Raw genomic sequence first — 26,837 nt, 5'->3', positions numbered from 1 at the left:
ACCAAACAGGGGGCAGAGCAGAAAAGAGCCATATCCGGGATCCAGCGACTAATCGCTTTCCCATCGGGATGGGAGCTAGACTCATTCGATTTCCACAACCCGGGTAAGAGGATCACCTAAAACGGTAATGGGCACGGGGCGGGGGTGTGTTTATGCCGTGGGGGATAGTCACGTGGCGCCGGCTCTCCCACATCGCGCTCGCCGCTTCTGTGTCTATGGTGGAGGAATGGACGATTCTGTTAATAGTTCGAAGATTTCCGACTCTAATACCCCCGCCACCGATATTCCCAAATCCGACATCATGCACGACGTCTGGGTGGCCACTGGTTATAACAAGCAGCTGACGCAGAAAGATATGCCTGTTCCGCAGCCGGATCCGCATGACGTGGTGATTAGCGTTCGGGCAGCGTCGCTCAACCCGGTTGATCAGAAGATCTTGGACGGGGAGATGCGGGCGTTGATGTCCTTTGTTTTTCCGTTGATCTCAGGGAGTGATGGCGCTGGCGTGGTCAGTCAGGTTGGTTCCGAGGTAACGCGCTTTAAGCCGGGGGATCGGGTTTTTTCCGCTCTCAAGCGGACCGGCTGGGTGCGTTGGCACCGTTCTTCGCCACCCATGAGGACACCGTGGCGTTGGCGCCCGAGGGGATGTCATTCACCGACGCCGCGAGTGTGCCTTTGGTCGGCTTGACTGCCTGGCAGGCGCTGACGGAGAAAGCTGACGTCAAACCGGGGGATCGCGTTTTAATTCACGCTGGTTCCGGCGGTGTGGGCAGCTTGGCTGTCCAGATGGCGCACCATGTGGGCGCCTATGTGATTGCGACGGCGTCGGGCAAAAACGCGGATTTCGTTCGCTCTTTGGGTGCGGATGAGGTCATTGATTACCGGACGCAGCGTTTCGAGGAACACGTGAGTGACCTCGATGTGGTGTTTGATCCGATTGGCGGGCCCCAGCTCAAGCGGTCGATCTCGGTGGTAAAACCGGGCGGCATCGTTGTGGGGATCTCAACGGACCCGACGCCGCAGCTGGCTAAGGAGCAGGGCTTGAACCCTGTGCTCCGTCTTCTCTTCGGGGCTATTAGCTTATCGACGCGACGCATGGCGGAAAAGGCCGGCGTGAGGTACGAGTTCCTGCTGATGCATCCCTCCGGCGACCAGTTGGCGCACCTCGCGAAGCTCTGTGAGGACGGCGTGCTGAAACCAGTGGTGGGCCGCACAATTAATTACGTCGATATTCCGCATGAGCTGGAAAATCTGTCGGGCAACGGTGTTCGCGGCAAGGTTGTAGTGGATATTAAGGGTAAGTGATTGTAACTCGGGTAGCCCACACGAGATCAGTGATAGACCCCGTGCAGATCTGATCGGGCTTGAGTTTGTTTCTGTCCCAACAGGCCCTGCAGTGGTCCGGTTGTATCCATGTTTGCAGCTTTCAGCTACGCCGACGCCACAGCGGGCATAAACAAAGAAGATCTTCCAGAAAAGGAATCTATTATTTAACCAGACGTAGTTGCGCCATTTAGCCGATGTACAGTCTTATAAAAAAGTGAGATCCCCGCTTAGAAGGAGAGGATCTCATCATTGAATTAAATGCGGTTTTAAGAAAGCTAGAGAATCTCTTTTATTCTGTCAGCATAATACTGGTTTTCTGCCGTAGTGAGATGACCCCACAAGTTATGTATTTGTTCATCTATATCTGCAGCTGCCAGTCGCTCACCAGTACCACAGGTGTTGTTATTGCTTTGGGCATTGATACTGGCTGATATGTCCAAGAATATAGCTCCATTGTCCTCAGCTATTTTTCTCTGAGACTCTCTTACAGTTTCTTGGGTTTGATCGAGCCCATCGACATGGACACGAGAAACATTGGCCGCGAAATTAATGGGACAGAGGTTACTTTGTCCGTCTGTCAGATCCGGATAACCGACGACGATGACCTTCGCATTTGGTGCTAATGAATGCACTCTAGCGACCTGAGTCGACATTCCCTGCAAAAATGTAGCTTCCCGCTGTTCAGGTGTTTTCGTCACGTCAGGCTCTTGATAGGTATCATTCATCCCGAAGATGATGGTCACAAGCTGTGTATCACTGGTTAGTGAGTGATCTCTTTCAGCATGATCTACTTGTGACTGAAAATTGAATGGGTGTGGCAGAACTCCTGGGGCGCCGGAACAAGCATAATTGTGTACCGAAGAACCGGTGTCATGTGCTACGCGATTCGCAAAGTTATCCTCCCCAGTCGCGCAATAGCCTTCAGGAATCGGTGGGGTCTTGAACACTCCTGCTAGTGCCGGATTATGCCCGGCAATGATTTGGACCATGTTCGGATTGGCAGCCAACGAATCGCCGAAACTGACATAGTTTCCCGGATCATCAGCCCGAGCACTTGTGACGCTCATTGCGATTGTCACTCCAATACCCGTGACGAGGCTGAGTCCAGCTATCTACGGTGAGATCGACTTTGCAAGGGAACTAGTTTTCATCCGAGAATGCCTTCCGAAACTGGTCAATACATCAAGAACATTAAGTCATGTGCATCAAGTAGTTTATTTTTTGGGGGAGTAAGTGTTTATAAGTAAGCACGTCGAAACTCAGTCCGGGTAGTGTTACTCGGACTGAGTTTCGAATTGAGTGAACTAGTGGCTAGAGCCCTTCGGAATGATGTTCTCGTAGTAGGTGTTCTTCAAGAACTTCCTCAGAAGCTTTTCTCCTGGTAATTTTCCGTCGTTCATAGCGGAAGCTGAATGGAGCAGGGCGCGGATATCGTATTGCACGGGATAGATCGGCGGAATATCGCGCTTGAGGTTCAGCAATCCGTAGACTGCCATTTGGCCTGTGCGCGCGGATCCCTCGGTCGTGAACACGCAGTCATCCGGTGTCTCAACAAACTGGCCAGTGAAGCCTAGGTTGGTGGAGCCTGCAGGTACGGGATCGGGCCGGTCTCCTGCGCCACGCGGAACAAATTCAGATGTGATGTACGGCATCACGGCGAGGCGAACCTTGGTGTGCTTTATGGTATTCTCCACATCGTCAACACCGAAGTGGTAACAGAACTCTCGGAGAACCTCCTCGCCGGTGCATTCCAACATCGGTTTTCCGGTTACGGCGCCTTTCTCCCACCAGTGAAGGCCGTATGCCCATGCCACACATAGTCCGTCTTGTTGTCCTGGGAACTGAGGCTGACGGTGGACAGTGAGAGAGCACAGCCAGGGGGAATCTTGCGCTGTGATGATCCCCGCCGTCACTGCTCGACCGTTGAAGACGTCGCGCTGGGTAAGTTCCCGAAGCTTCTGAGTAAACGGGTTATCATAGCCGTCATAGAAGTTGAAGCTGATCGATTCCCACACAGTAGACTCTGGGTCTAAATAGAACCGCTCCGGGCGCCCACAATTTGGCGCCTTCTCAGCGATGTTCTTCCACAGACTCCACGCAGGCCCCGGAGTTTTCTTAAACTCAGGTACCGTGTCCATATTCCCGTAGCCTGTGGACTCCGTCAGCGAACCATTGGTGACAATAACGATGTCTTGGGGCCGCGTCGGGATTGTTTCCTTATTCGTGACAATGCCAGTGACAGTGAAGCTGCTTCCTTTGACGTCAATATCGAGGTCGTTGACGCAGGTTCCGTATTGGAACTTCACGCCTTTATCCTTCAGGAAGTTGCGAAGGGGCTCAATGAAGCTAGTGAACTGGTTGTACTTCGAGAACCGAAGACAGCTGAAGTCGCTGAAGCCTGGAAGGTACTGCAAGAAGCGGTGGAAGTACCGCTTCATTTCTGTGAGCGACTGATGGTCTTGGAAGGCGAACATGGATTGCCACAAGGTGTAGAAGTTGGATTCCAGGAAATCCTTCCCGAACCAGTCTTCGATCGTCTTGTAATAGGTGTCTTCTTCTTTAGCTAGCAGCAGTTTGACGATCTGCAACTGAGCTTTCTTATTTAATCCGAGCTTCGGGTTTTCTAGACGCGTTGTTGCTTGGTTGCTGATGATCCGACAGTTGGAGATGTTCGGGTCGTCTTCGTTGACCTTATTAAACTCATCCAACACCGTGTGAGGTGCTGGCATCTCAATTGCCGGCACATCTTTCATGATGTCCCAGAAGCACTCGAAGTGTTGCCCCATCTCGCGGCCGCCACGAGCGATGAAGCCATCCTGGTTGTTGCCTGCCCCGTCGAAGGATCCGCCAGCAACGTCGAGTTGTTCCAGGAAAGTGATATTTTCACCCGGCATTTGTCCATCGCGAAGCAAGTAGCCGGCGGCGATGAGGTTACCAATGCCACTACCAACAAAAAAGGCCTTGCGGTCTTTAATGTCACTCGGTACCTCGGGCCGCGTTTCGATGTACTTGCCCATGTCATTTTGGACATAACGATTGCCGAACTGATCAGTGGGGTACGTGGACTGATAAATGCTCATTTGCATCCTTCCAGTGGAGTCTGTGTCGAGATGTAGTCGCACAGTCTTGGGAAAGCTATGCGTATTCGAAATCCAACCAGAAGATTAATAGGTAGTAAAGCGAAAACTGTTACATACTAGGTGACAAGTGCGTGCGATTGTCTACTAAATCCTCTCTGGCGCAATGTCCTCCTCGGAGTACCTCAAGACTAGATGCGTGACTCCCAAGTTCCGGTGACTCCGTGGGAGGGGGTTTGACCAGTTATGACGGAGCTGAAGAGAGAATCATAACTTTACGAATTAGCTATACTCTCCGTATGAGCGGATTTGATCCGTCGGAACGTGGGCGATCCATGTGATAAAAATCACTCATCCATTTGCTAGTAAAGACTACTAAGCCAAAGGGTGGATGTGCAGTTTGTCTGCAGTCCCCGCGAATTTGCTGGTTCATATCCTGTGGTGATGGTCAATACTTGTGCGGGGCTCCCGTGGGAAACCACTGTGTTATCGCGGGGTAGCGTTGGCTTTGTTCTTGTTGCTGTGTAACAATCATTCAAAACGAAACGAATTCACAGGCGATCGTCAGGGTTGGTCACCGGCAAAAACCCGCCTAGGAAGTTAGTAACGAGGACGGTACAGATGAGCAAAAAAGCTCGTATTCTCGCTAAGATTACTGCGCCTGTTGTAGGGTGTGCAGTTTTGGTTGGTGCAGGGAGTTTAGTTTCGGCAGGTCCTTTTAGCAGCGATGGCCGCGAGTTGCCGACGGTTGATATTCAAGCAGCTTTGAACGTCGACCAGGCAATTCCAGGCAAAGCTCCTGAAAACGTCCAGCCTGGGAATATGGTTGCGATTGGTGACTCCATCTTTGCTAACTCTAAGGTAGGGGACGCGGCCTTAAATTCGGTAGCGTCATCAAATCCAGACAACCAGTTCTTGCAGCGGTTAGTAAGTGCAGATCCGAACATCAATCCGCGGGGATGCGCGCAGGGAACACCAAGTCTGCCGAAAGAGATGGCTGCCCAACTCGGAGTACCTCTTAACGATTACTCGTGTGCGGCGGCTACAGCCTATACCCTTCGGCCTGGAAATCAGTTGATGGATCAAGTTGATCACGCCATTGCTGATGGCGCTCTCAATCCAGGTACAAACTACGTAGCCATCCAGGGGGGCTACAACGATGTCTACAACAATTATCAGAAATTGAGTGGTGAGAATCTCCCGGACCAGGCAATTGCTGAACGCCTTGGAACCACCACGCAGAAAACTGATTTTGAGCGTGCTATCGATCCGATTGTAGCGAAGGCTAAAGAGCATGCGCCGAATGCGAATATCAAGTTCGTCGGATATCACGAAATAACCGAAGATCGCTCTGGCGGCTGGCAGTGCCTCTATCATATTGGTGATGGGCGAGGCCAAGATAACAAGTGGCATATCAGTTACGCCTTCCCGGTCTACTGGGACACTCAAGGAGAAATTAACTCCAATAAGTGGATGCAAGAAGCCGCCCAACGTCATGGTGTTGGCTACATCGATACTCGTACCTTCTCGAAGGGACATGGGGAATGTGCATCGCCTCAGGACCGCTGGGTTGGAGGGGTGTTGCTTGATAACACAACCGGTGACTTCAACTTGTCGTTGCACTTAACAGACCAGGGTGTCAATGCCATTGGTGGTTTCGCTGCTAATGAGTTCAGGAAATAGAAAGAGGACATAGTGCTGTTTTTCACTCACCTGCCTGCAGGCTATGAAGCTACCTTCCAACCAGTGAATGATTTCTTCAATTCGGCTTCTGCTAATTTCGATAGCTTCGTTACGTGGGTTGTAGATACCTATAACGCAACTGCCCCCTCGATTTTGGAAGGCATTTCATAGCGGTAACAGCGCCCAATAATGTCGAGCGCGTCTGTTCTTAAACGGCGCCGCCACCTACCAGGTGGTGGTACTTCTTTTGTGGCGAAAAATTAGTTTTTTGAACAATTCTAATCTTCTCGATTCCTAAGAGGACCTCCAATGCCTAAATATACCTTTGAAACAAGAGTCGACCGCGTACTTTCTCGTCGAGAGATTTTCAAGCAGCTTATGTTATTGCTCAAAAGATCAAGGGAAAAGAAATTCGCGGTAACGCAAGGGTTTGGAGATATCAAAGAGGATATAAAAAATCTGAAGCGGTGGGGTGGACTCGAAGGCTTCATCATCGCGCGTGGAGCGAGGCAGGTACCGAACAGGCTGGCCTTGATTGACGATGACGGTCAATTAACCTACGAAGAGCTATATGACCAGATTCAACGTCTTGCCAAAGCTCTTCGGGCACGCGGGATAGGTGACAACGCTAATGTCGCCGTATTAGCTTTAAATGGGAGAGGAGCAATTCTTCCGTTAAGTGCTCGCCAAATGGCTGGGTACAACATTTTCATGATTAACGCAAACGCCTCAGCTCGACAAATTGAAGAATATCTCGCTTTCCACGATATCGACATTTTGGTAGTCGATGAAGAATTCTTAGGTGTCATCACCGACGAAGCGAGGAAACGGCAGATAATTCTCGCGCACCTCGAATCTGAAGGGGAAAAGGAATTTCCAACTCTGCAGGGAATAATCGACTCTGCCCCTGTAGGTGATAACCTCCCGGAAAGACCACATAAGGGTATGCACGTCGTGATGACATCGGGTACGACCGGAACTCCGAAGGGTGTTGTCCGTCGGCCTCTCAACTCTCCTCAAGGGTTTGCGTCGGTTGCTGACGCTATGCCACTTGAACGTGGAATGACGGTACTCCTCACAGCTGTTCTCTTCCATGCTTATGGGTGGGCGTACATGGGGTTCGCCTTTTTCACCCAATCTACAGTCGTAGCCCGCCGGCATTTTTCTGGGGAACAAGTCATTAATGATCTCCAAAAATATCGGATCACTATGTGGGTATCTGCGGCAACCCGAATCCGAGAAGTCATCGCTTACATGGATGAAAACGGAATAGACCACTATGAAGGTCTTAAGATTATTACTAATTCAGGTAGTCCACTCATTCCATACGAGATAGCGAAATCGGCCGAAAAATTCGGACCAGTCCTGTATTCGATGTACGGCAGTAGCGAGACCTCAGCTGTTGCCGTCGCGTCTGCTTCTGACCTGGTTAAAGATCCTGAACTGACTGGTAAGATTTATCCAGGTTGCGTTGTTAAAATCTTCGACGAGGACGGTATTGAGCTCCCCGAAGGACGGGAAGGGCGTGTTGCGATATCCTGTTTTGATCTATTTGCTGGATACACCGATCCGTCTATTGATATCCCGGAGCTAAATGGTTACTGGCCGATGAACGACCGGGGGATGGTAAAAGACGGCCGACTTTATGTATATGGGCGTGCAGATGACCTCGTAATTACTCAGTATGGAGAAAAAATATATCCGATTGAGATTGAGGAATCTCTCATCAAGATGGACGGTGTAACGGATGTTCACGTTCACGCCGGTGAAGATAAGAAGACCGGACAAGCTTTACGAGCATTCGTAATTAAAGATGAAAACGCTGACTCTGACATCACTGCTGAAAAGATCCGCAACTGGGTTGAAAACGATTTAACGAAAGCTCATGTTCCTCGTGACGTCATCTTTGTTAATAACTTCACATATTCGCCAACTGGAAAGGTGATTAAGCGCGAACTGCCTCACTATGGTGAGTTGTATACTGATTAACCTAAGGCGCTTATAAGTGATTAAAGCTTAGAAGCTGAATCTTGCCCCCACGAGTAACCAAAACCGTGGGGGTTTAAGCGCCTTCCGGTCATCAAATGCATTGGGGTCTAGTAAATTCAGGTAATGGAGAGGATTGCGCGATTAAGTCCCACCGTTGGATACTGACTTATTTGTTTAGCTGTAGTCGTAGAAGCCTTTTCCGTTTTCAACCCCGAGGCGGCCTTTCTCTAGGTAATTTTTAAAAATGAAGTCTGCCAGTTCCTTGGAACCGGGGAGGTCATGTTTCGCTTCTGCCGACAGCACAGAATAAACGGTTCGGAGTCCAATTATGTCGATAGTATGGAACGGTCCCTCCGAGCCCATAACCGTCTCCCATACCGTATCAACGGACTCTGGTTTGGCTACTCCGTTCGCGGCTAAGCTCAGTCCTGAGCGGATGAAAGGAACTAGGACCGAGTTTAAGAGGTAACCGGGGTGTTCACGGTTCAACCTAACGGGTTTTAAGTCTACTTCTTTAGCGAAAGTTTCCATCTTTGCAAGTACAGCGTCAGATGTATCGGCGTGAGGCATTATCTCTGCGACATTACGAGCCCATATCTCATTTGCCAGATGAACCGCAACGAAGATAGAGGAATCGCTGAAGCAATCTGTAAAATAACTCGGGAGGAAAGTAGATGAATTTGTTGCCACGATTGTGGCTGGATTTAGGTCTTTCGATATTTTCGTAAAGAATCTCTGCTTTAGTTCCTTATCCTCGGGTAGACATTCAAATACTAGATCCACGCCTGAGACTGCGGTTTCGATATTGTCTACGCATTCGATGTTCTCTAACGTCTTACTTATAGCGGGTGCCGCGTAATCAGTTTGGGCCTTATATACTTCAGTAAAGCGGGCGAGGCGTGTTTTAGTTCGGTCAATTGCTTCTGCACCGTGGGTGTAGATAGTAACTATTTTCCGTTTAACGCGAACTGTAGAGCAGACTGGGTTCCGAGCGTGCCGCCACCGGCGATAAGGATGCGATTTATCGACATGATTTCCTTTTGAACAGAATCTATGAACTATAAAAATATTTTTAAAATTAGAGGTGGTTCTGTTTATCGATGGCGCCCTCTTCCTCACAACATGTTGTAGTGGATATTCTACGACGAGGGCACGCTGATGGGTGTTTAATTAACGCCGTAGAAAAGTGTACTCAGTACCTGTTGAACTATATAATATCCCAATCGACCTTGTTTATGTTGAAAAACCGTTTTGGGGATCAGTCCATGTCAAATTTCACGCTCACTCCGCGGATTAACCACGGAGCACCTGCGACAATTAAACTTCAGCAGTTTGGCTACTTTTTGCGTATCCTCAAGGACCTTGAAGTTCTTGAGCCCATGGGGGCGGGCGACATCGCTGCTGCAGCGAAGAGCTTCTATCGCTGGGGAGCGCTAGAAACAACGATGTTATTCATGGCCGCCCGGATGAATCCGGACCGCCTAGGGCTCGTAGACGATGACGGCGAACTCACCTACGGCGAGTTTTGGGAGCTCACCAACCGCCTAGCTCGGGCGCTCCAAGCCCGAGGAGTGAAGGCTGGCACCAACGTCGCCGTTTTAGCCCGCAATGGCAGAGCGGCCATACTTCCTCTCACATGCCGTCACATGCTGGGCTTCAACATCTTTATGGTCAACGCGAACACGTCGGCAAAACAGCTCGAGCACGTGCTGGCATTCAACCATATTGACGTCTTCATCCTCGACGACGAATTCCTCCCCATGCTCGCAGATGATGCCACAGAAAAATATGACATCATCCTAGGCCACGTCGACGATCCTGATAATTCCGAGCACTACGAGACCATGGAGGGCATCATCGGCCAGGCTCGAGTAACAGACTCGCTACCCACGAGGCCGAAACGAGGCTTCCACGTGGTCATGACGTCGGGAACCACGGGAATGCCCAAGGGCGTCATCCGCGGCGCATTTAAGTCACCCCAAGGGGCCGCCCCGTTAGTCTCAGGAATCCCCTGGAAGCGCGGTCTTACCGTCATCCTCACCAGTGTTCTTTTCCATGACTACGGATGGGCCAACCTCGTCCTATCCTTATTCACGCAACTCACCATCATTGCTCGACGGGGCTTTTCTCCGGAAGAAACACTGCGTGATATCCAGCACTACCACGCCACGGCGATGTGCTCGGCTGCATCGCGCCTTCGTTCCATCGTCTCCTATATGGATAACGAAGGAATTGACCACGTCGACGGGCTTCAGTTCATTGTCTCGGCAGGTAGCCCCTTAGCTGCTCACGAAATCGAAAAGACTAACGAAAAATTCGGTGGCCCCGACGCGCAACCCGTTCTTTGTAACCTCTATGGGAGTTCGGAATCTGGCCCGATCGCCGTCGCCCGACCCAAAGAGCTCGCCGCAGATACCGCACTCAGTGGGCGCATCTACCCCGGTGAAATCGTCGACATCCGTGACGAGGACGGCAACCTGGTCCCCGAGGGCGAGATCGGCATCATCTGGGTCGCCGTGTATGACCTCTTCGCTGGATACACCGACCAAGACATAGACATCCCCACCATCAACGGAGCGATATGCATGCACGATCGTGGCTACATCACCGACGGCAACATGCTCCATGTACTCGGCCGCGGCGATGACCTCATCATCACCCAGTTTGCCGAAAAAATCTTCCCCATCGAGATCGAAAATGTCCTGGTTTCACACCCGCGGATCCATGACTCTTACGTTCACGGAGTTGCTGACGACCAATACGGCCAAGCAATCCGCGCCTATGTCATCAGAGGAGAAGGCACCGACCCGATCACCGCCGACGAAGTCCGCGAGCACGTTGTCAATGAATTGTCTGAGGGGCACCGCCCACGCGACGTTTTCTTCGTTGATGAATTCCCCCGCAATCCCATGGGCAAAGTTATCCGTAAGAAGCTCCCAGGCCACTCCACCGTCGAGTAGGGAAAGAAGTTAGGAGCGTCGTCGGCCGCCGAGTGGGGGCGGGCGCTACCTCTTCGAGGCTACCTTTCCGAACGGTCAGCAAGCGTGGGGCGAATAGGCCGCGCCAACTGGGTCATCTCTTTTCGCCCGCGCAACTCCACGGACTTCAACACGGTCCACCGTGCTTGCTCCGCCTCATTCGCACGGCGCAACGTCGCAGCAGACGTCAAAACACGGCCGGGGGTGTCCTTAGCCAAATCCGTCAACCGCGCCGCCTGGTTCACCGCATCCCCAATCACTGTGTACTCAAAGCGGTCATGGGCACCGATGTGGCCAGCCACAACGTGCCCGGCAGCCACACCAATGCCCGATTGCAGACGCAAACCGCGCAACTCCGCCCGAAGCTCGCGCGCTGCCGCCAACGCGTGACCAGCGATGTCGTCAAGTGGCAGCGGAGCCCCAAAAACAGCCAGCGCAGCGTCCCCCTCGAACTTATTGATAATCCCACGATGCTTGTGCACAATCTCTACAACTCGATCAAAGTACTGATTAAGCGTTTCCACAACGTCTTCCGGCGGATGATTCACCGCAAACGTCGTCGAACCAATCACGTCGACGAATAGCACCGCAACCAGGCGATCCTCGCCCCCCAACACCGGATTCTCCTCTATCGCCTGGCGCGCCACCTCAATGCCCACATACTGGCCAAAAACGTCACGCACACGTTGGCGGTCCCGCAAACCGCGCATCATCTCGTTGAAACCAGCCTGCAGAACTCCAATCTCTGAACCGTCGTAGATGGGAACATCAGTATCCGTTTCACCACGACGGACACGGAGAATAGCATCGTGGAGTTCGTCAATCGGGTCCGCAATGCTCATCGATAACAATGCAGCACCGGCCCAGCCGGTCACCAACGACGTCACTGCCAGCGCCACCACCGCGGGCATCAGACTCGCCGCGTCGCTGGAGAAAAAACCCTGGCGAGCACCCACCGCCAACAGCACGATTCCCACCACGGGGATGGCCGTCGTCGTTACCCATACTTGGCGGATGCGCCCGCTAATCGACGGCTCCAGGAAGGTACGATCTGCGTTCACCGTCAGAGCGGCGATCGCGATGGGGCGCACGCGACGCTCCGCGATGAAGTACGTGAGCATCGTGACCAGCGCACCGCCCAGAAGAGCCGTCACGCACACCGACACGGCGAGGCTCGCGGAACGAGTAGCGGCCACCGCCGTGAAGATCACCACACCAATGAGCCAGAGAGCCGCGCCCAGGAACGCCTGGAAAGCGGGGATGCGCAGCACCAAATGGCGGATCATGATCGGATCGAAGCGGTCAGGGTGGCGCTGCCACCTCAGCACCGACTGAAAGAGGAAAACGGTACAGCCGATGCCTGCCACCACGGCTGCCACGAAGTACACCGCGTAGAGCACGCCCACTGAACTGGAAAAATCCGTGAGATCGTCGCGCTCTTCCAGCGGCAACAGGAACCGGAGGAAAGCGCCCACAGCCAGCGCGCCGACCATATTAGCCAGAAGCACCAATGCCGCATACAAAGGCCACGACGTCCCCCGAAGCCACCGCAGATACTCCTGAATAGTCATAATCAATAGGATAACTGGTCAATCGGTGCGACGGGCGGTGTCTCGGCCGCGCATATCGGGCGGTGGCTTGGCCCCACATATCGCCGGCATGGCATGTCCTGGGCGCAACGTACACTATTCCCATGAATTCTCGCGCCACCGACCGCCCTGAACCCCCGCTGCTCCGGCAGATGGTGGGATCCCCTACTGTGCGCGAAACACTCACGAACGCGGTGTATGCTGCCCGGGAGATTGCTGGTGGCGGGAGTGGGTTGGGTGAAAATGGCGTGGATAGCGGGAGTGGGGCGGATAGGGAAAGCGCCACAACCGACGACGCCGCTCCCGCCGGCCAGCCTGCGTCGGCGCACCAATCCGCCCACATGACCCACGCCTGGCTCTTCACGGGGCCCCCCGGCGCGGGCCGCTCCGTCGCCGCAAAAGCCTTCGCCGCGTCGTTAATGTGCAAGGAAAAAACACCTGGTTGCGGGCAATGCGAAGCCTGCCGCACCGCCCTGGCCGGAACGCACACGGACATCGTCACGATCGTGCCCGAAGGCGTCGTCATCCCGGTGAAACAGGTGCGCGACATGATCGAGGCGGCCTCGCGCATGCCCACCACCGCACAGTGGCGAGTCGTGATCGTCGAAGACGCGGACCGGCTCAACGATGCCGGCGCCAACGCTCTGCTGAAATCCATCGAGGAGCCCCCGCCGCGGACGGTGTTTATCCTCTGCGCGCCGTCCACCGACCCCGATGACGTCCATGTCACGATCCGTTCGCGGTGCCGACACGTGTACATCCCTACGCCCTCAATAGACGAGGTCAAACACATTCTTGCCGACGACGCAGCCGTCGGGCTTACCGACAAGCAGATTGATTGGGCGGCGTCTGTGTCGGGCGGGCATGTTGGACGGGCCAAGCGGTTGGCGTCGGACGAACAAGCGCGCACTCAGCGGCAACGGGCGCTACGTGTCCCGGAAAAGGTGTACCAGGACGGCGACGCGTACCTGTACACCGGGGAGCTCGTGGCGTCGGCAAAGAAGGAAGCCGAGGCGGCCACCGCTGAACGCGACGAGGCTGAGCTGGCGAAGTTGCGGGAGGCCCTTGGCGTTGGTGCGAAAGGGCGTGGTGCGGCGAAAGCGCAGCGGGGGAGTGCGGGCGCGATGAAAGAACTGGAAACGAAGCAGAAAAACCGCCGAACGCGCATGGTCATTGACCTGTTGGATCTCTCGCTGATGGATATTGCGGGGCTTTACCGCGATGCGCTCATGGTGAGTGTGAATGCTGGTGGCGGAGGTGTGCCCGCCATCCACCCCGACCACGCGAATACAGCGGCCGAACTAGCCCGACGAAACACACCTGAGCAGCTGCTTCAGTGTGTTGATGCTGTTCGGATGGGACGCGAGTTACTCGCTTCAGGGGTCCGGCAAGAAGGAGCGCTCGACGCGATGGTGGGCAGGTTGCGGCAAATATGCGTAACCGGGCCTGTTGAGTAGGGCGAGGGAAGTCGTGGCGGGGCCGGGAATTTATCGCACGAATCGCGAGGTGAGGGCTACGTTTTGGTCCCACGACTGGTTCAGGTAATATGCGTCGAGGTACTTCATGCCGCCTTAGCTCAGTCGGTAGAGCATCTCACTCGTAATGAGAAGGTCGTCAGTTCGATTCTGACAGGCGGCTCCACGTAGCCCCAGGCACAATTCTGGTTGTGCCTGGGGCTTCACGCATTTTTGCGGACTGGGGGAACACGAGGCATCATGCCTGGTTGTGTGTCGGCGTTCGGGATCTTTCCGTAATAATTCCCGAACACATCACGGGTGGGATAAGGGGGTATACACGTGATGCAGATTGCTAATGGGGACGACCTGGTCTTGCCAGAGCCAAAGGTCCTCACATGGCTGGGTACACGAGGGACATTCCTCTCCGAGATACTCTCCTTCGGAGGCACCACGGCCGCTGGTGCGGCGTTCGCCTTCGAGGGTGCTACAAGGGGATGGGTGCTGGCGGTCGGGATTGTTGTCGCGGTGACTGCAATCGGGTTTCGAGCCTTCAGAGAGCGACACCGGAAGGAACTCACGGAGCACAAACAAGGCGAACAGCGCGACACGGTCCAAGAGCTGCTCTCGGAGATCAACATGCTCGATGCCTTGATATTGAGAGCTTCGGACCCTGAGCTCGGGGCCAGGGATCGAAAGGAACAACTGTCAGGCGCACGGCACATAGTGCTGAGGGTCGTTAGCGACAGGTTGGGGCCCGACGTTGGGGTGTCGGTGAACTATTTCGAAGTCACCTCGCCAGAACGCGCGACCCTTACTGCAGCATCATGGGGAAGGATCGGTGAAATGGGGCGTGTGTCTAGCAGAGTGTTTACTCCCGAATCGCCGACACTCATGCTCGCCCTGACAGGTAGAGGACGACTTGTGCATGATACCCGTCAGCTCACGGGGCCGGAAGCGGATGAGGAGCTCGAGTACGGATCGTTCGCAGTGGCCCCTGTTTTCGCAGTTAATAGCCTTTTTGGCTTGCTCACCGTTGATGCTAAGCCGGTTGATGGGCTCACGAGTTTTGACCAGAAGCTTCTGATGAAGTACGGCTCGTCGTTGGCCACGACGTTTGTGGCGCAGGGAGGAGTGCCGAAAATTAACATGGATTCTTTCGACCGCGCGGGTAGAATTGTTTCTGACCTACGCCATGGAGGTGAGCCTCAGTGACCAGCCCAAAGAACATCACATTCGATGCAACCTATTCGGAGCGCATCAAGCTCCTTGAGACGAACCCGGAGGAGTACTTCGCCAAGTACCCTCGGACGCGATTCGACTTCTTGAAGGACGAGAAAGATAATTCTCGCAAGCGTAAGAAGCGTTGGTAGGCGCACTGCGTCGGCAAACACCCGTCATGAGAATATCGCCAGTTCAATTCTGACAGGCGACTCCACATCCCGCCTATCCGAGCTTGTAGCTTTTCCGGATAAAGAAATCCACAGCTCGGTCGGGGAGTAGGCGGCGCGACAGCACCGTGAGTTTCGCCAATGGCCCCACCGCGTACCTCGTGCGAGGCCGCTCAGTCGTCGCGGCCTTCACAACAACACGCGCCACAGTCCCAGGCCGGGACACCATTCCCGGACGGTGCTTAAACTCAACAGACTCCGCCACCGCGTGCGCCATCTCCGCATACGCCCCACCCTCACTGGTTTCCTCCATCGATTCCTGAGCAATATGCGGCCACTCTGTCTTCACCGGGCCCGGCTCCACCACGGACACATCGATTCCCCACGGCTCCAGCTCCAAGCGCAGACAATCGCTCAGCCCCTCCAGGGCAAACTTCGACCCGTGATACCAACCGCCGAGCAGGGCAGGAACCTTCCCCGCGATCGACGACACATTCACAATCCGGCCCTCACCCTGCTCGCGCATATGCGGAGCAACCAAACGCACCAACGCCATCGGACCGAACACGTTAACCTCAAACTGTCGTCGGGCATCCTCCGGATCGACATCCTCAATAGCGCCCACAACTCCATATCCAGCACAATTGATCAGAACATCAATGTGACCAGCGTCGTCGATAATGGTGTTGATCCCGTCGCTCATGGAGTCTTCATCAGTCACATCCATCCGGAGCGTGCGCACCCCGTCGCGCGCCAGCTCGCGCAAACGATCCTCGCGCCGGGCTGCTCCGTAAACCACAAAACCCTTCTTGAGCAGCTTGAGCGCGGCCGATCGACCGATACCCGACGTCGCGCCCGTCACCAAAGCAACCTTCTTGCCGTCCAGTGAGCTAGAGCGATTGGGATGGGATGTGTCGGGATTCGTGCGAGCCATCGTTGTTCTTCCCTTCCGGCGATTCAGGCGATACGTCAAAAACATGATCCATACCACATATTGGTCGTTTGTGTGAGAGTTGCGTAATTTCGGGCTAAAATCGCGATTTTATTTCGTTGGAAAACTGGGCACTCCTACGATAAGGCCATGTCCTCCCCGAAATCGTCTGAGAGCGACAGCTCAGACGCACATCTTGACCCTGCCCCACATACCGCTGACAGCAGCGCCGCTTCCGCAACGACGAGTGCGCGAAGTAGCACGCAACAGGACCAGCTTGCCGACGTCACACCTCACGAACTCCGGGCCGCCACGCCGACCACCGCGAACGCTTCGGATCGCTACGCTTGGGTTTTCGTCGTACTGGCGATGTTTGTGATCGCCTGGGGTGGCAACGAATTCACACCGCTCCTCATTTTTTACCGTGGTGAAAGCGTGTTCTCGCCGGTCTTTGTCGACTCCCTGTTGGGAGCGTACGCGATCGGGATTATGGCCGGTTTGGTTTTCTTAGGGCCTCTCTCGGACCGCTACGGACGTAAGACGGTGATGCTATGGGGGCCGGTCGCGGCCATCATCGGCTCGATTTTGATTGCCGTCGGTGAAAAGTCTGAGATCCCCATGTTTATTGGCCGACTTCTCGCCGGCCTGGCCGTGGGGATTGCCATGACTGTTGGCGGCTCGTGGGTGAAAGAGCTTTCTCAGGCGCCGTTTGACCCGCACGCGAAAAAGTCTGCTGGTGCGGCCCGAGCAGCGATGGCCCTCACGGGTGGATTCGGAGTTGGTGCCGGCGTTGCTGGTCTTCTTGCACAATGGGGGCCGATCCCAGGGCAGCTTTCCTATATTTTGCAGATCATTCTGTCTATCCCCACCCTGGTTTTTCTGGTGAGAATACCGGAAACTCGCCAGTCTGCACACTTGAAAGTTCACGGCAGCTTTTGGTCTGACCTGGCCGTTCCCACCGCTAAGCACCCACGGTTCTTGACGGTCGCCGTGCCGATCGCACCCTGGGTCTTCGGGGCAGCCGGCGTTGCCTACGCGGTGACACCCGCACTCATGTCCTCCCACGTCAAAGCCCCCGTCGCCTACTCCGCGCTCCTCACGGTGGTGTGCTTGGCATTCGGGTTCGGCATCCAGCAAGTTGGTGACCGCATCAACACTGACTACAGCGCGCGCGGCCCCATCTTGGGCATCATCTTCGTTGCCATTGGGATGGCATTAGCGGCTTTCGTATCGACGCGACTCTCCATCGTCGGGTCCATTTCCGTGGCTGCTTTGTTGGGTCTCGGGTACGGACTTGTTCTGATCTCTGGACTGACGGAGGTCCAGCGGCTTGCTGGCCCGGATGATCTTGCCGGTTTGACCTCGGCGTTTTACGTGCTGACGTACGTCGGATTCTTCTTCCCCATGATTTTGACCAAGCTGTCCGGGGATTTCGACTACGTGGACATGCTCGCTTTCGGTGCCATCGAGGCGACGCTGACCCTGATTCTTTTGTTCATGGTGTCGCGCAAGAACCTGGATGACGTGACGGCTGAGGAGTAGTCGGCGGGTTGGCGCTTGGGTGCCAGCCTCGATTACCGGCCCTTGACCTCTAACCCTTGACCGTGACGTTTAGGGAAGCATACTGTTGGCGTGGTGATTCACTCACCACGCCGCCGCGCAATAGCCACCGCTGTCATAATCAGCCTCGTTATTGCAGCCCTCTTCGCCGTCATCGTGACCCGGCGACGATCGTCGTCGCCCAGCGAAGATGAAGAACTCAACGGGCCATCTAGCTCCGCCATCACCATCAAGTCGGGTGGTCTCACCCGCTCATACCGACTATCCGTACCCCTTACCGACGCAACCGCCGCGCCGCTTCCGGTGATCTTCGCCTTCCACGGGCACAGCCAAAATGCTGCGCTCATGGAGAAATACACCGATCTCGACCGACTCCCGGCCCTCGTCGTCTACCCCCAAGGCGAAAAAGACACAAGTGGCACCCAGCGCGCATGGGAATCCGCGCCCTACGCCACCACCAACGACGGGGACAAGGATTCGCAGCTCGTTCGCGATATCCTCGCCCAGCTCGACCGGAAATACCGGATCGACCACACCCGGATCTACGCGACCGGGAAATCCAACGGCGGGGGATTCGCTGCCAAACTCGCCTGCACAATGCCGGAGACTTTCGCCGCCGTGGCGCCCGTCGCCGGTGCCTACTATCCCGCGACGCACACATCATGCACCACCGGGTCAACGCCAAACAACGACGTGTCCGTCTTGGAAATACACGGTGTCAAAGACGGAACCATGCACTACGACGGAGGCACAAGCCACGGCGAACGCTACGTGGCAGCACCCGAACTGGCGGGCACATTCGCGCAGCTACAGGGATGCGCATCGGAACCCGCTACATCGCCGACGTCGTCGGCCGGCGTCACCCGCATGACATGGGGAGGGTGCCGCCCGGGAGTCGACGTCGAACACCTCGCCATCGCTGATGGAGGACACAATTGGCCGGGATCGCCCTACCAAAAGGAAAGCGGGGAAGGCCCGTATAACCACACGCTTCAGACCACCGACGTGGTGTGGGATTTTCTGAGCCGGCACCATAAATAAGGCGCGCGGGGTCGACGCTTCCGTGTTTACGCTTCCACTTCCGCCTTGCTAGAGAGCTGCACGCACGCCCCCAGCACCGCCACGAAGCCGACCCCCGCCAACCACATCAACCCCGGCCGGACTTCGTCGCCCAGCCAGATCAGCCCGATCGCCGACGGAACAATGGTCTCGCACGCGAAAGACAGCGCCGCCACCGTCGTCGTCGGCAATCGATCTAACGCATAGCCATAAGCAACCACAGCAAGGCCTCCCATCAGCACCATCGCCCAGACGAACGCGTCGCTGAGCCAGCCGAGTATCGACGAATGCACCGTCACCAAGCGGGCAGCAACGCCGACAAAACCGAAGCCCAGCCCCGAGATGACCGACAGAACAATCCCGGTCGTCATTGTCCATCGGGGTTGAGAGGCGACGACGCACACCGCCGCGACTGCGGCAAGGGGAATCGCGAGGGCGCACAAGCCCCAACCAACCCACCAAGCTACAGCTCGCGCCGGGCCTTCCTCGGCCGTCACACCCAGGACAATCAGGCCCGCGACCAGCACAGCAACGGCTATAACCTCGTGCGCGGTGAGGCGCTGGTGCAGCACGACCACCGCCAGCACAGCGGTCACCGCGACCGACGACGCCACCGTCGACTCCACAAGAAAAAGAGGCAGGGAGTGCAATGCCAATGCCGACATGAGGAAGCCGAGGAAGTCGCACACCAAGCCGAGGCCGTACAGCCATCCGGCGCGAATACGGCGACCCCACGACGAGCCGGCCGGAAGCGCGGCCAGCCTCCCCACCGCGATAGCCTGCAAAATAGTGGCCCCGCCGTAGGCAATCGCGGCGCACACGGCACCGATGTAGGCGATCATAGTGAATGTCACACGCTGATACGCTACCCTTTGCGCAATTGCCGACGCATTCGCCGGACGTATTTACCGACGGAGTAGTCCTGCGGCAATGGGCGCTCCACAGAGCGCAAGAACGTCAGGTACCCCCACGGCTATTGCCCCCATTACCTGAAATCTCGATGGCAGCGTCGTATCCTAAAACCGTGGCTGAACATTATGACGTAGTTATCCTTGGTGCAGGTCCCGGCGGATATGTGGCGGCTATTCGCGCCGCTCAGTTGGGCAAAAAAGTTGCGATTGTGGAGAAGAAGTATTGGGGCGGTGTGTGCCTGAATGTGGGCTGCATCCCATCCAAGGCACTCCTTCGCAACGCTGAATTAGCGCACACGTTCACGCACGATGCCAAGACATTTGGCATCTCAGGCGATGTGTCGTTCGACTTCGGTGCGGCTCACAAGCGCTCCAGGAAGGTGTCGTCCAACATTGTGAAGGGCGTTCACTTCCTGATGAAGAAGAACAAAATCACCGAAGTCCACGGCCTGGGCACCTTCACCGACGCGCACACCATCGAGGTGTCCGACGGTGACGATGCCGGTAAAACCCTCACGTTCGATAACTGCATCATTGCGACGGGTTCCGTCGTGAAGACGCTCCCAGGTATCGAGCTCAGCAGCAACGTCGTCTCTTATGAGGAACAGATCCTTAACGACGAACTCCCTGAGTCGATGGTTATCGTCGGTGCGGGCGCGATCGGCATGGAATTCGCTTACGTGCTGGCAAACTACGGCGTGGACGTAACCATCGTCGAGTTCATGGATTCCGTCCTGCCCAACGAGGACAAGGACGTTTCCAAGGAGATCGCCAAGCAGTACAAGAAGTTGGGCGTCACCGTCCTGACCGGGCACAAGACCACAGCGGTGCGCGACAAGGGCGATTCTGTCGAGGTTGACATTGAGAAGAAGGACGGGTCGAAGCAGCAGACGCTGACCGTAGACCGCGTTCTCGTCTCGGTCGGGTTCGCCCCGCGGGTCGAGGGCTACGGCCTGGACAAGACCGGCGTCGAGCTCACCGACCGCGGCGCTATCGCCATCGATGACTTCATGCGCACCAATGTCGACGGCATCTACGCCATTGGCGACGTTACCGCGAAGCTGCAGCTAGCCCACGTGGCTGAAGCTCAAGGCGTCGTGGCTGCCGAAACCATCGCCGGCACAGAAACCGAAACCCTGGGCGACTACATGATGATGCCCCGCGCAACGTTCTGTAACCCGCAGGTGGCGTCGATGGGCTACACGGAAGCTGCCGCGAAAGAGAAATTCTCCGACCGCGACATCAAGGTCGCCAGCTTCCCCTTCACCGCGAACGGCAAGGCGCAAGGCCTCGGCGAGCCCGCTGGTTTCGTCAAGATCGTGACCGACGGCGAATATGGGGAAATCCTCGGCGCACACATGGTCGGATCTAACGTCTCCGAGATGCTGCCGGAACTGACCCTCGCGGCCCGTTACGACCTGACCGCTGAGGAAATCGGGCGCAACGTTCACACCCACCCGACGCTGTCTGAGGCAATTAAGGAAGCGGCAGAGGGCACATTGGGCCACATGATCAACCTCTGAGGCGGGCCTGCCGCGTCCCGGCAGGACACTCAGGAAGATGCCCCTCCGCAGAAACGCACTCGCGCCTACGCAGAACCCCGCTCAGCGATGCTGAGTAGGGGAGGTGTGCGCGATGACCAGGGGAAACGTCCCCGTCGTCCGCGTAACTCGCGTCGGCGAAAAAAGAGCCACCCCGACGCGCGCTGCCCAATCCGGTTCGGCGAACCCTGCACCGCGTGCCAACCTGGAACCAGCGGGCCGGCCGACTGCCAACTTGTGCAAATGGTGCGGATGGACCCCGAACTCATGGAACGCATGCGCCAGATGAACCTGGCGCACCGGCACACGTCTTAAGCCACCCCGCCCAGGCCGCGGGTGCCGGTGCCCGCCTGCGTGCGGTTTACTCCGCCAGCGTGCGGTTACTTCTCCACGAAATATTCCCGGCCGGCCAAAGAATCCGGCAGTTGAACGTCGGTGTGAATATCGCTCTTCGGCATCAACCCAAACTTCTCATACGCTTTCCGCATGTACTCGGCCGCGTCGATATTGAGTGGCCCGGACGTCCACATGGCGTACGGAAGGTTGACGTACCGCTTCTGCTTCACTGCCTCCAAGTTCTTCGTCGCCGGGTTGGACTCCAGGATCTTCACTTTCTCCTCGAAAGTTTGTGAAGGATAGTCCACGAAGGCGATTACATCCGGCTGGGCAGAGGCGATTTTCTCCCACCCCACCGTGGTCCACGTGTCATCGACGTCATCGGTGGCGTTCTTCCCGCCAGCCGCTTCGATAATCGCCTGCGGTCCGCCGAACTTGCCGGAGGTGAAAATGGTGTCCTTCGCGCAGTCGAACACGAACGTTACCGGCGGCTTACCGGAGCCCTCAGCGTTATCAGAACCCCCAGCCGCGGGAGCTTGCTTCAACGCGTCCAGACGCTTATCCACATCTTTGACCACGTCATTCGCCTTATCGTCGTGGCCAGTCAGCTTCCCAATATTGGTGAGATCCGTCTTCGCAGCATCCCACGGATCCATCGTCCCGCGCTTGTCGGACCCGCCCTGCCGGCATGACTCGGAAAGAATGTAGGACTCAATCCCGTGATCCTTCAGCGCATCAGGCGTCAAATTCTTGGATTCCGAAAACCCGTAGTTCCACCCCGCGAACACAAGGTCCGGCTTGGTCGCGATAATTCGCTCCAGCGACGGAGAGTCCGGCGCATCCACCTTCAACTTGTCGACGACATCCTTGCCATATTTGGCCTCAAGGATTGCCTTGTCATCCTGCAGGCTGCTGACATTCGCGATATTGTCCGCCGCGCCCACCGCCAGCGTGGTGGCAATCATCTTCCCGTCATTGACGTACATGTGCTTCGCCGTCGAGGGATACGTGGCGTCCTTCCCACAATTCTTGACGGTGACCGGGCCCGAGTTGCCGCCCTCATTTCCGCCGCTAGCGCTGGTGGAATTGTCCGAGCTGGAGCACGCTGCCAGCGGAGCCATAATCAGACTGGCCATGAGCGCCGAGGTCGCAATGGTCCTCCCGGGGTGGCGACGTCGGCCTCCGTCGCTGAGTTTTAACTTCTTGGTGTCGTTCACAGTGTTCTGTTTCACGGTGCAGTATCCTTTCGTAAGCTTTCCACCACGAGATGGAGAGAATTGTTCGCGGTAGAAATATGGGTGGAATTCACGGAAAAGCCGTGCGCAACGGTGCTTTCCGTTAACGTTTCTTCGGGCGGCCCGGCCGCAAGAACACCACCGTCGCCAAGAACGATGACGTGGTCAAAGTGCGTAAACGCCAAATCCAGGTCGTGAATGGTGGCGCAGATCGTGCGCCCCGACGCCCGCATCACGTCGAGAAGCAGCAGCTGATACCGGACATCCAGGTGGTTAGTGGGCTCGTCCAGAAGAACAAGGTCCGTATCCTGGGCCAATCCGCGGGTCAACATGGCTCGACGACGCTCTCCGCCGGAAAGCTGGTCACACCGGTGATCGATCTTGTCCGCGAGGCCGACGACCTCCAGCGACGCGGTCACAACGTCGCGTTCCTTCTTCCCACCGGTTTGCCACGGCTTCAGATGCGGAATCCGCCCCAAGGCCACCATTTCGCCGAGGAGGAGATCATCCGGCGGCGCTTCCTCTTGGCCGATGAAAGCAATGCGTTGCGCCCGGTCGCGCGGGCGAAGAGAGTGGACGTCGGTACCGTCGTCGATAAGAACACGACCAGAATGAGGGCGGTGAATACCAGCGAGGACCCGAAGGAGGGTGGTTTTACCGACGCCATTAATGCCGACGATGGCCGTCATGCCGCCAGATGGAACGGTGAATGACACGTCCCGGAGGATGACTCGGTCCGAATGTGCAATGGAGCACGAGACATTGCGCGCTTTGAGTGTGGTCATTGGTTGCCCCCAAACATCACTCTTGACCCCCGAACCTGTAGTGCGAGCGCCCCATAAGCATCAGGAACACCGGGGCGCCGATGATGCCGGTCACGACACCCAGCGGGATCTCTTGCGGGATGGCGGCGACGCGCGCCAGAACATCCACCCACACCAGGAAAATCGCGCCGCAGAGCATGGCTGCGGGAACAAGCCGACGGTGACGAGGGCCAACGAGGAGCCGCGCAATGTGGGGGATCACCAGGCCGACAAAACCAATTCCGCCCGACACCGCCACCAGCGCACCCACCAGGATCGCTTGAAGGAAGAACAGGCACTGGCGGAGCACAGCAACATTGATTCCCAGTGCAGCGGCCGTGTCCGGGCCGGCGGCTAACGCATCGAGCTGCGACGATACCGCCATGAGGAGCGCAAAAGTCACAGCCACAATAGCCGACGGGATCCACAGCTTGGACCACGTAGCGCCCGCGACCGAACCCAGCATCCAAAACATCACGCCCTGTGCGGCCTGCCCATAGGGCGACTTAAAGATCATGAAGTTGGCGATCGCGCTGAACGCGGCGCTGATGACCACACCGGACAGGACGAGCCGCAGCGGTGTCAGCCCGCCTTGCCCCATAGCGACGAAGTACACCGTGAGGGTGGCGGCTATCGCCCCGGCCAACGCCCCGCCGGTGAGCGCGAAAACCACCCGAGGGTGATGACCGACGTTGCCCCCACGCTGGCACCCGACGAAATCCCCAACAAATACGGGTCGGCCAGCGGATTCCTGACCAGAGTTTGGATGGCGACGCCAGCCAGCGCTAGGCCGGCTCCGACGATTGCGGCTAACACACCCCGCGGAGCACGCAAATCCCACACCACGGAATCCAACGACGCGTCTGGTGTTCCTGCGCCCCCGAGATGCGCGCGGATGACAGACCATACTTGGCCGACGTCGTACTGGGCCGAACCAAACGTTGTCGATGCAATAAGGCTGATGATCAGTGCAGCCGCTCCTATCAGCAGGAATAGCCAGAGCGGAGCGCGCCGGGGCGTGTGCTCGGACGGATCCCGGCGGGAGCGACGCCCGAACGAAACCCCGCGGATCCGTCGTCGCGACGACGTGCAGGGTGGTGACGATGTACAACCGTTATTCACGTGATTCCTTGGCGAAATCTATAGCAGGGAACGGTTCGATGAACCTCCAGAAAACACTCACCGAAAGTAAAACACATTTTCTATAAAAGCTGAAACGGGTGGATGAACAGCGAAAATGCGTCTCGGATGCCCACCACGATGTGCCGCCTGCGCGTGTTATTGATATGCGCGCGCTTTATCTATTGATATACATGGACGGTAACTCAGAAAGGTGAATTATGAAGAAACACGGCGCAGCTTTTCTAGCCAGCACACTGTTAATCTTTTCCGCCGCGGTTCCAGCACATGCCGGGGATGCGCAACAACCGTTATCGCCACTGAAGTGGGGGCCATGCCCAGAGGGGTCGGGAGTGGCCGACCGTGCGACGTGCGCAACATTCACCGTTCCGAAAGACTACGACGATCCGTCGTCGGGGACCATCGAACTCACCATGAGCAAAATCCCCGCTAGTGGGCAGAAGAAGGGTGTTATTGCGGGTAACCCGGGTGGGCCTGGTGGCGACGCGCTGGGCATGTTTAGCGACCCCAGCGATAAAGGCGAAGGGACGCAGGCGGTTCATCTGCCTGAGAGCGTCGGCAAGAATTATGACCTCATTGCGGTGGAGCCGCGTGGGTTGACGTGGGGTACTCCGCTGAATTGTGAGCCGGCCATCGCCACGCCCTATATGACGGCGGGAATGCTTTATGCGGCGTGCGAATCGCATAATCCGGGGTACACAAAAACAGTAAATACAGAAAATACGGCACGTGATTTAGAAGAAGCGCGGAAACTTTTGGGCGAAAAGCAGCTCAATCTTTATGGGCTTTCCTATGGAGGGCCGCTGATGAGTACGTATGCCACTTTATTTCCGGAACATACTAATAAAGCGATTTTCGATTCGAGTGCGTCCCCCAATGACGTTGTTTTCCGTCTCGCAGAAAAGCGACAAGCTATCCGGCATGAAGCGATACATGAATTCTTCTCGTGGGTCGCTGAGCGGGACAGCGAGTATCACTTGGGGACCACACCGCGCGAGGTGTATCAATCCTTCGCCGCCGTGATTCATGACGAGTACGGGGTGTCGGCTCCTGTTCGTCCGCAGTCGGCGGACCGTCACGATGTCGAGGCAATTCCCGACGATTATGCACAGGCTGCCGTGGCTCTGGTGAACGCGGCTGACCTCGTCGCGTGGCGGACCGGCAGGGTGATCGATGCGGTGAAGCTCTATACCGACGCGATTTCGCCGGATCAATTCGCCGACCCGAACTCGATGGTGATGGGGACGCTGTATAGCCAAAAATCGTGGCCCAAGCTGGCGGAATACCTGAGCACGAAGAAGACGCAGGCGGGGGATACGAACGCCAGCGCGGGAGAATCGTCGGACGCGGATGAGAACGATAATGGCCGCGAACCAACGCCGGAGGAGCAGAAGCAGCTGGAAATTCAGCAACAACTTGTTCAGGCGATGACCATTCAGGGCAACGTCGTCTCCTGTAATGAGAACGCGACGGCCCTCGACCGATCCAGGCTGATCCCCTATTACACGTCCCTTATTGTGCCGGGGGACATCATTGATTTGAACGAAAACATGCTGGCCAGCGGCGCGTACTGCGATGGTTGGCCGACGAACACACCGTTCAAGAAGGTGTCCGGGGACAAGCTGAAGGTTAAGCCGCTTCACCTCGGTTACGACAAGGACACCGCGGTCACCGGAACGGGAGCCCCCGAGATGCGCGACGCGATGGGTGGCGACCTTCACATGTATCCGGGTTACAGCCACGGTGTGTTGGTGAATGACTTTGATCAGGCCGCCGACGTGGTCGCTGAGTATATGAATGGGGAATAGACAGCCCTGTCTTTTCTCGCTGAGGG

21 protein-coding genes, 1 tRNA gene and 1 pseudogene are annotated in these 26,837 nt (G+C 56.3%); 14 read left to right on the top strand and 9 right to left on the bottom strand.

Annotated elements, in window-relative coordinates:
• Positions 1-226: 226 nt before the first annotated feature.
• Positions 227-688, top strand: coding sequence for an alcohol dehydrogenase catalytic domain-containing protein (locus ACWORE_RS08735; RefSeq protein WP_455303549.1), 462 nt, complete (start codon positions 227-229; stop codon positions 686-688).
• On the top strand, positions 625-1,305 hold the full coding sequence (locus tag ACWORE_RS08730; protein ID WP_455303548.1) for an NADP-dependent oxidoreductase: 681 nt from the start codon (positions 625-627) through the stop codon (positions 1,303-1,305). The genes ACWORE_RS08735 and ACWORE_RS08730 overlap by 64 nt, the downstream gene beginning before the upstream one ends.
• Positions 1,306-1,601: 296 nt before the next feature.
• On the opposite strand, the gene ACWORE_RS08725 is transcribed toward ACWORE_RS08730, so the two are convergent.
• Positions 1,602-2,393 (bottom strand): GDSL-type esterase/lipase family protein, encoded by a 792-nt coding sequence (locus ACWORE_RS08725; RefSeq protein WP_296107064.1) that lies wholly within the window; start codon positions 2,391-2,393, stop codon positions 1,602-1,604.
• A gap of 237 nt (positions 2,394-2,630) precedes the next feature.
• On the bottom strand, positions 2,631-4,406 hold the full coding sequence (locus ACWORE_RS08720) for an oleate hydratase (RefSeq protein WP_455303547.1): 1,776 nt from the start codon (positions 4,404-4,406) through the stop codon (positions 2,631-2,633).
• Between the two features lie 618 nt (positions 4,407-5,024).
• Between ACWORE_RS08720 and ACWORE_RS08715 the strand changes: the two genes are divergently transcribed.
• Complete coding sequence (locus ACWORE_RS08715; protein WP_455303546.1) at positions 5,025-6,086, top strand: GDSL-type esterase/lipase family protein; 1,062 nt, start codon at positions 5,025-5,027, stop codon at positions 6,084-6,086.
• Positions 6,087-6,395: 309 nt separating this feature from the next.
• On the top strand, positions 6,396-8,075 hold the full coding sequence (locus ACWORE_RS08710; RefSeq protein WP_455303545.1) for an AMP-binding protein: 1,680 nt from the start codon (positions 6,396-6,398) through the stop codon (positions 8,073-8,075).
• A 174-nt stretch (positions 8,076-8,249) separates the two neighbouring features.
• Here the strand turns inward: ACWORE_RS08710 and ACWORE_RS08705 are convergent, their stop codons facing one another.
• Positions 8,250-9,194, bottom strand: coding sequence for a 3-hydroxyacyl-CoA dehydrogenase NAD-binding domain-containing protein (locus ACWORE_RS08705; protein WP_455303544.1), 945 nt, complete (start codon positions 9,192-9,194; stop codon positions 8,250-8,252).
• A gap of 146 nt (positions 9,195-9,340) precedes the next feature.
• Here ACWORE_RS08705 and ACWORE_RS08700 point away from each other — a divergent pair, with 146 nt between their 5' ends.
• Positions 9,341-11,035 (top strand): AMP-binding protein, encoded by a 1,695-nt coding sequence (locus tag ACWORE_RS08700; RefSeq protein ID WP_455303543.1) that lies wholly within the window; start codon positions 9,341-9,343, stop codon positions 11,033-11,035.
• Positions 11,036-11,094: 59 nt separating this feature from the next.
• Here the strand turns inward: ACWORE_RS08700 and ACWORE_RS08695 are convergent, their stop codons facing one another.
• Positions 11,095-12,627: an adenylate/guanylate cyclase domain-containing protein gene (locus ACWORE_RS08695; RefSeq protein ID WP_455303575.1), complete on the bottom strand. Its 1,533-nt coding sequence runs from the start codon at positions 12,625-12,627 to the stop codon at positions 11,095-11,097.
• A 119-nt stretch (positions 12,628-12,746) separates the two neighbouring features.
• Here ACWORE_RS08695 and ACWORE_RS08690 point away from each other — a divergent pair, with 119 nt between their 5' ends.
• The 4 genes from ACWORE_RS08690 (at position 12,747) to ACWORE_RS08675 (ending at position 15,469) form a co-directional block, all read left to right on the top strand.
• A complete protein-coding gene (locus ACWORE_RS08690) occupies positions 12,747-14,099 on the top strand; it encodes a DNA polymerase III subunit delta' (protein ID WP_455303542.1) in 1,353 nt (450 codons plus the stop codon).
• A 108-nt stretch (positions 14,100-14,207) separates the two neighbouring features.
• Positions 14,208-14,283: transfer RNA gene (locus ACWORE_RS08685), tRNA-Thr, on the top strand.
• A 155-nt stretch (positions 14,284-14,438) separates the two neighbouring features.
• Entirely contained in the window at positions 14,439-15,311 is an 873-nt protein-coding gene (locus ACWORE_RS08680; RefSeq protein ID WP_455303541.1) for a hypothetical protein, read from the top strand.
• Positions 15,308-15,469, top strand: coding sequence for a hypothetical protein (locus ACWORE_RS08675; RefSeq protein WP_156441652.1), 162 nt, complete (start codon positions 15,308-15,310; stop codon positions 15,467-15,469). The genes ACWORE_RS08680 and ACWORE_RS08675 overlap by 4 nt, the downstream gene beginning before the upstream one ends.
• 73 nt (positions 15,470-15,542) lie before the next feature.
• Here the strand turns inward: ACWORE_RS08675 and ACWORE_RS08670 are convergent, their stop codons facing one another.
• A complete protein-coding gene (locus tag ACWORE_RS08670) occupies positions 15,543-16,421 on the bottom strand; it encodes an oxidoreductase (RefSeq protein ID WP_455303540.1) in 879 nt (292 codons plus the stop codon).
• A gap of 147 nt (positions 16,422-16,568) precedes the next feature.
• Here ACWORE_RS08670 and ACWORE_RS08665 point away from each other — a divergent pair, with 147 nt between their 5' ends.
• A complete protein-coding gene (locus ACWORE_RS08665; protein ID WP_455303539.1) occupies positions 16,569-17,960 on the top strand; it encodes an MFS transporter in 1,392 nt (463 codons plus the stop codon).
• 90 nt (positions 17,961-18,050) lie between these two features.
• Positions 18,051-19,019 carry an alpha/beta hydrolase family esterase gene (locus ACWORE_RS08660; RefSeq protein WP_455303538.1) on the top strand — a complete coding sequence of 323 codons (969 nt, stop codon included), beginning with the start codon at positions 18,051-18,053 and terminating at the stop codon, positions 19,017-19,019.
• Between the two features lie 26 nt (positions 19,020-19,045).
• Here ACWORE_RS08660 and ACWORE_RS08655 read toward each other — a convergent pair whose 3' ends face one another.
• The gene (locus tag ACWORE_RS08655; RefSeq protein WP_455303537.1) at positions 19,046-19,891 is read right to left on the bottom strand and encodes a hypothetical protein; all 846 of its coding nucleotides are present in this window, start codon (positions 19,889-19,891) and stop codon (positions 19,046-19,048) included.
• A 170-nt stretch (positions 19,892-20,061) separates the two neighbouring features.
• Between ACWORE_RS08655 and lpdA the strand changes: the two genes are divergently transcribed.
• Positions 20,062-21,471, top strand: a complete 1,410-nt coding sequence (gene lpdA, locus ACWORE_RS08650; RefSeq protein ID WP_455303536.1) for a dihydrolipoyl dehydrogenase — start codon at positions 20,062-20,064, stop codon at positions 21,469-21,471.
• 87 nt (positions 21,472-21,558) lie between these two features.
• Positions 21,559-21,804 carry a DUF6767 domain-containing protein gene (locus ACWORE_RS08645; RefSeq protein WP_406605191.1) on the top strand — a complete coding sequence of 82 codons (246 nt, stop codon included), beginning with the start codon at positions 21,559-21,561 and terminating at the stop codon, positions 21,802-21,804.
• Positions 21,805-21,869: 65 nt separating this feature from the next.
• On the opposite strand, the gene ACWORE_RS08640 is transcribed toward ACWORE_RS08645, so the two are convergent.
• From ACWORE_RS08640 to ACWORE_RS08630, 3 genes and pseudogenes are all read right to left on the bottom strand, one after another.
• Positions 21,870-22,961 (bottom strand): ABC transporter substrate-binding protein, encoded by a 1,092-nt coding sequence (locus ACWORE_RS08640; RefSeq protein WP_455303574.1) that lies wholly within the window; start codon positions 22,959-22,961, stop codon positions 21,870-21,872.
• Between the two features lie 92 nt (positions 22,962-23,053).
• On the bottom strand, positions 23,054-23,845 hold the full coding sequence (locus tag ACWORE_RS08635) for an ABC transporter ATP-binding protein (protein ID WP_455303535.1): 792 nt from the start codon (positions 23,843-23,845) through the stop codon (positions 23,054-23,056).
• A gap of 16 nt (positions 23,846-23,861) precedes the next feature.
• Positions 23,862-24,853 (bottom strand): annotated as a pseudogene (locus ACWORE_RS08630) (FecCD family ABC transporter permease).
• A gap of 350 nt (positions 24,854-25,203) precedes the next feature.
• Between ACWORE_RS08630 and ACWORE_RS08625 the strand changes: the two are divergent.
• Positions 25,204-26,811: an alpha/beta fold hydrolase gene (locus ACWORE_RS08625; protein WP_455303534.1), complete on the top strand. Its 1,608-nt coding sequence runs from the start codon at positions 25,204-25,206 to the stop codon at positions 26,809-26,811.
• The last annotated feature ends 26 nt before the right edge of the window (positions 26,812-26,837 follow it).

The organism is Corynebacterium sp. c7Ub_26 (assembly GCF_053760365.1).
This window is presented reverse-complemented; position numbering and strand designations above follow the sequence as displayed.

What these genes read in the sequence shown, in the direction of transcription:
- ACWORE_RS08665 (WP_455303539.1), top strand. Translation starts at nt 16,569, where the DNA reads ATGTCCTCCCCGAAATCGTCTGAGAGCGACAGCTCAGACGCACATCTT.
- ACWORE_RS08625 (WP_455303534.1), top strand. Translation starts at nt 25,204, where the DNA reads ATGAAGAAACACGGCGCAGCTTTTCTAGCCAGCACACTGTTAATCTTT.
- ACWORE_RS08710 (WP_455303545.1), top strand. Translation starts at nt 6,396, where the DNA reads ATGCCTAAATATACCTTTGAAACAAGAGTCGACCGCGTACTTTCTCGT.
- ACWORE_RS08635 (WP_455303535.1), bottom strand. Translation starts at nt 23,845, where the DNA reads ATGACCACACTCAAAGCGCGCAATGTCTCGTGCTCCATTGCACATTCG.
- ACWORE_RS08725 (WP_296107064.1), bottom strand. Translation starts at nt 2,393, where the DNA reads ATGAGCGTCACAAGTGCTCGGGCTGATGATCCGGGAAACTATGTCAGT.
- ACWORE_RS08720 (WP_455303547.1), bottom strand. Translation starts at nt 4,406, where the DNA reads ATGAGCATTTATCAGTCCACGTACCCCACTGATCAGTTCGGCAATCGT.
- ACWORE_RS08735 (WP_455303549.1), top strand. Translation starts at nt 227, where the DNA reads ATGGACGATTCTGTTAATAGTTCGAAGATTTCCGACTCTAATACCCCC.
- ACWORE_RS08670 (WP_455303540.1), bottom strand. Translation starts at nt 16,421, where the DNA reads ATGGCTCGCACGAATCCCGACACATCCCATCCCAATCGCTCTAGCTCA.
- ACWORE_RS08640 (WP_455303574.1), bottom strand. Translation starts at nt 22,961, where the DNA reads ATGGCCAGTCTGATTATGGCTCCGCTGGCAGCGTGCTCCAGCTCGGAC.
- ACWORE_RS08700 (WP_455303543.1), top strand. Translation starts at nt 9,341, where the DNA reads ATGTCAAATTTCACGCTCACTCCGCGGATTAACCACGGAGCACCTGCG.
- ACWORE_RS08645 (WP_406605191.1), top strand. Translation starts at nt 21,559, where the DNA reads ATGCTGAGTAGGGGAGGTGTGCGCGATGACCAGGGGAAACGTCCCCGT.
- ACWORE_RS08690 (WP_455303542.1), top strand. Translation starts at nt 12,747, where the DNA reads ATGAATTCTCGCGCCACCGACCGCCCTGAACCCCCGCTGCTCCGGCAG.
- ACWORE_RS08715 (WP_455303546.1), top strand. Translation starts at nt 5,025, where the DNA reads ATGAGCAAAAAAGCTCGTATTCTCGCTAAGATTACTGCGCCTGTTGTA.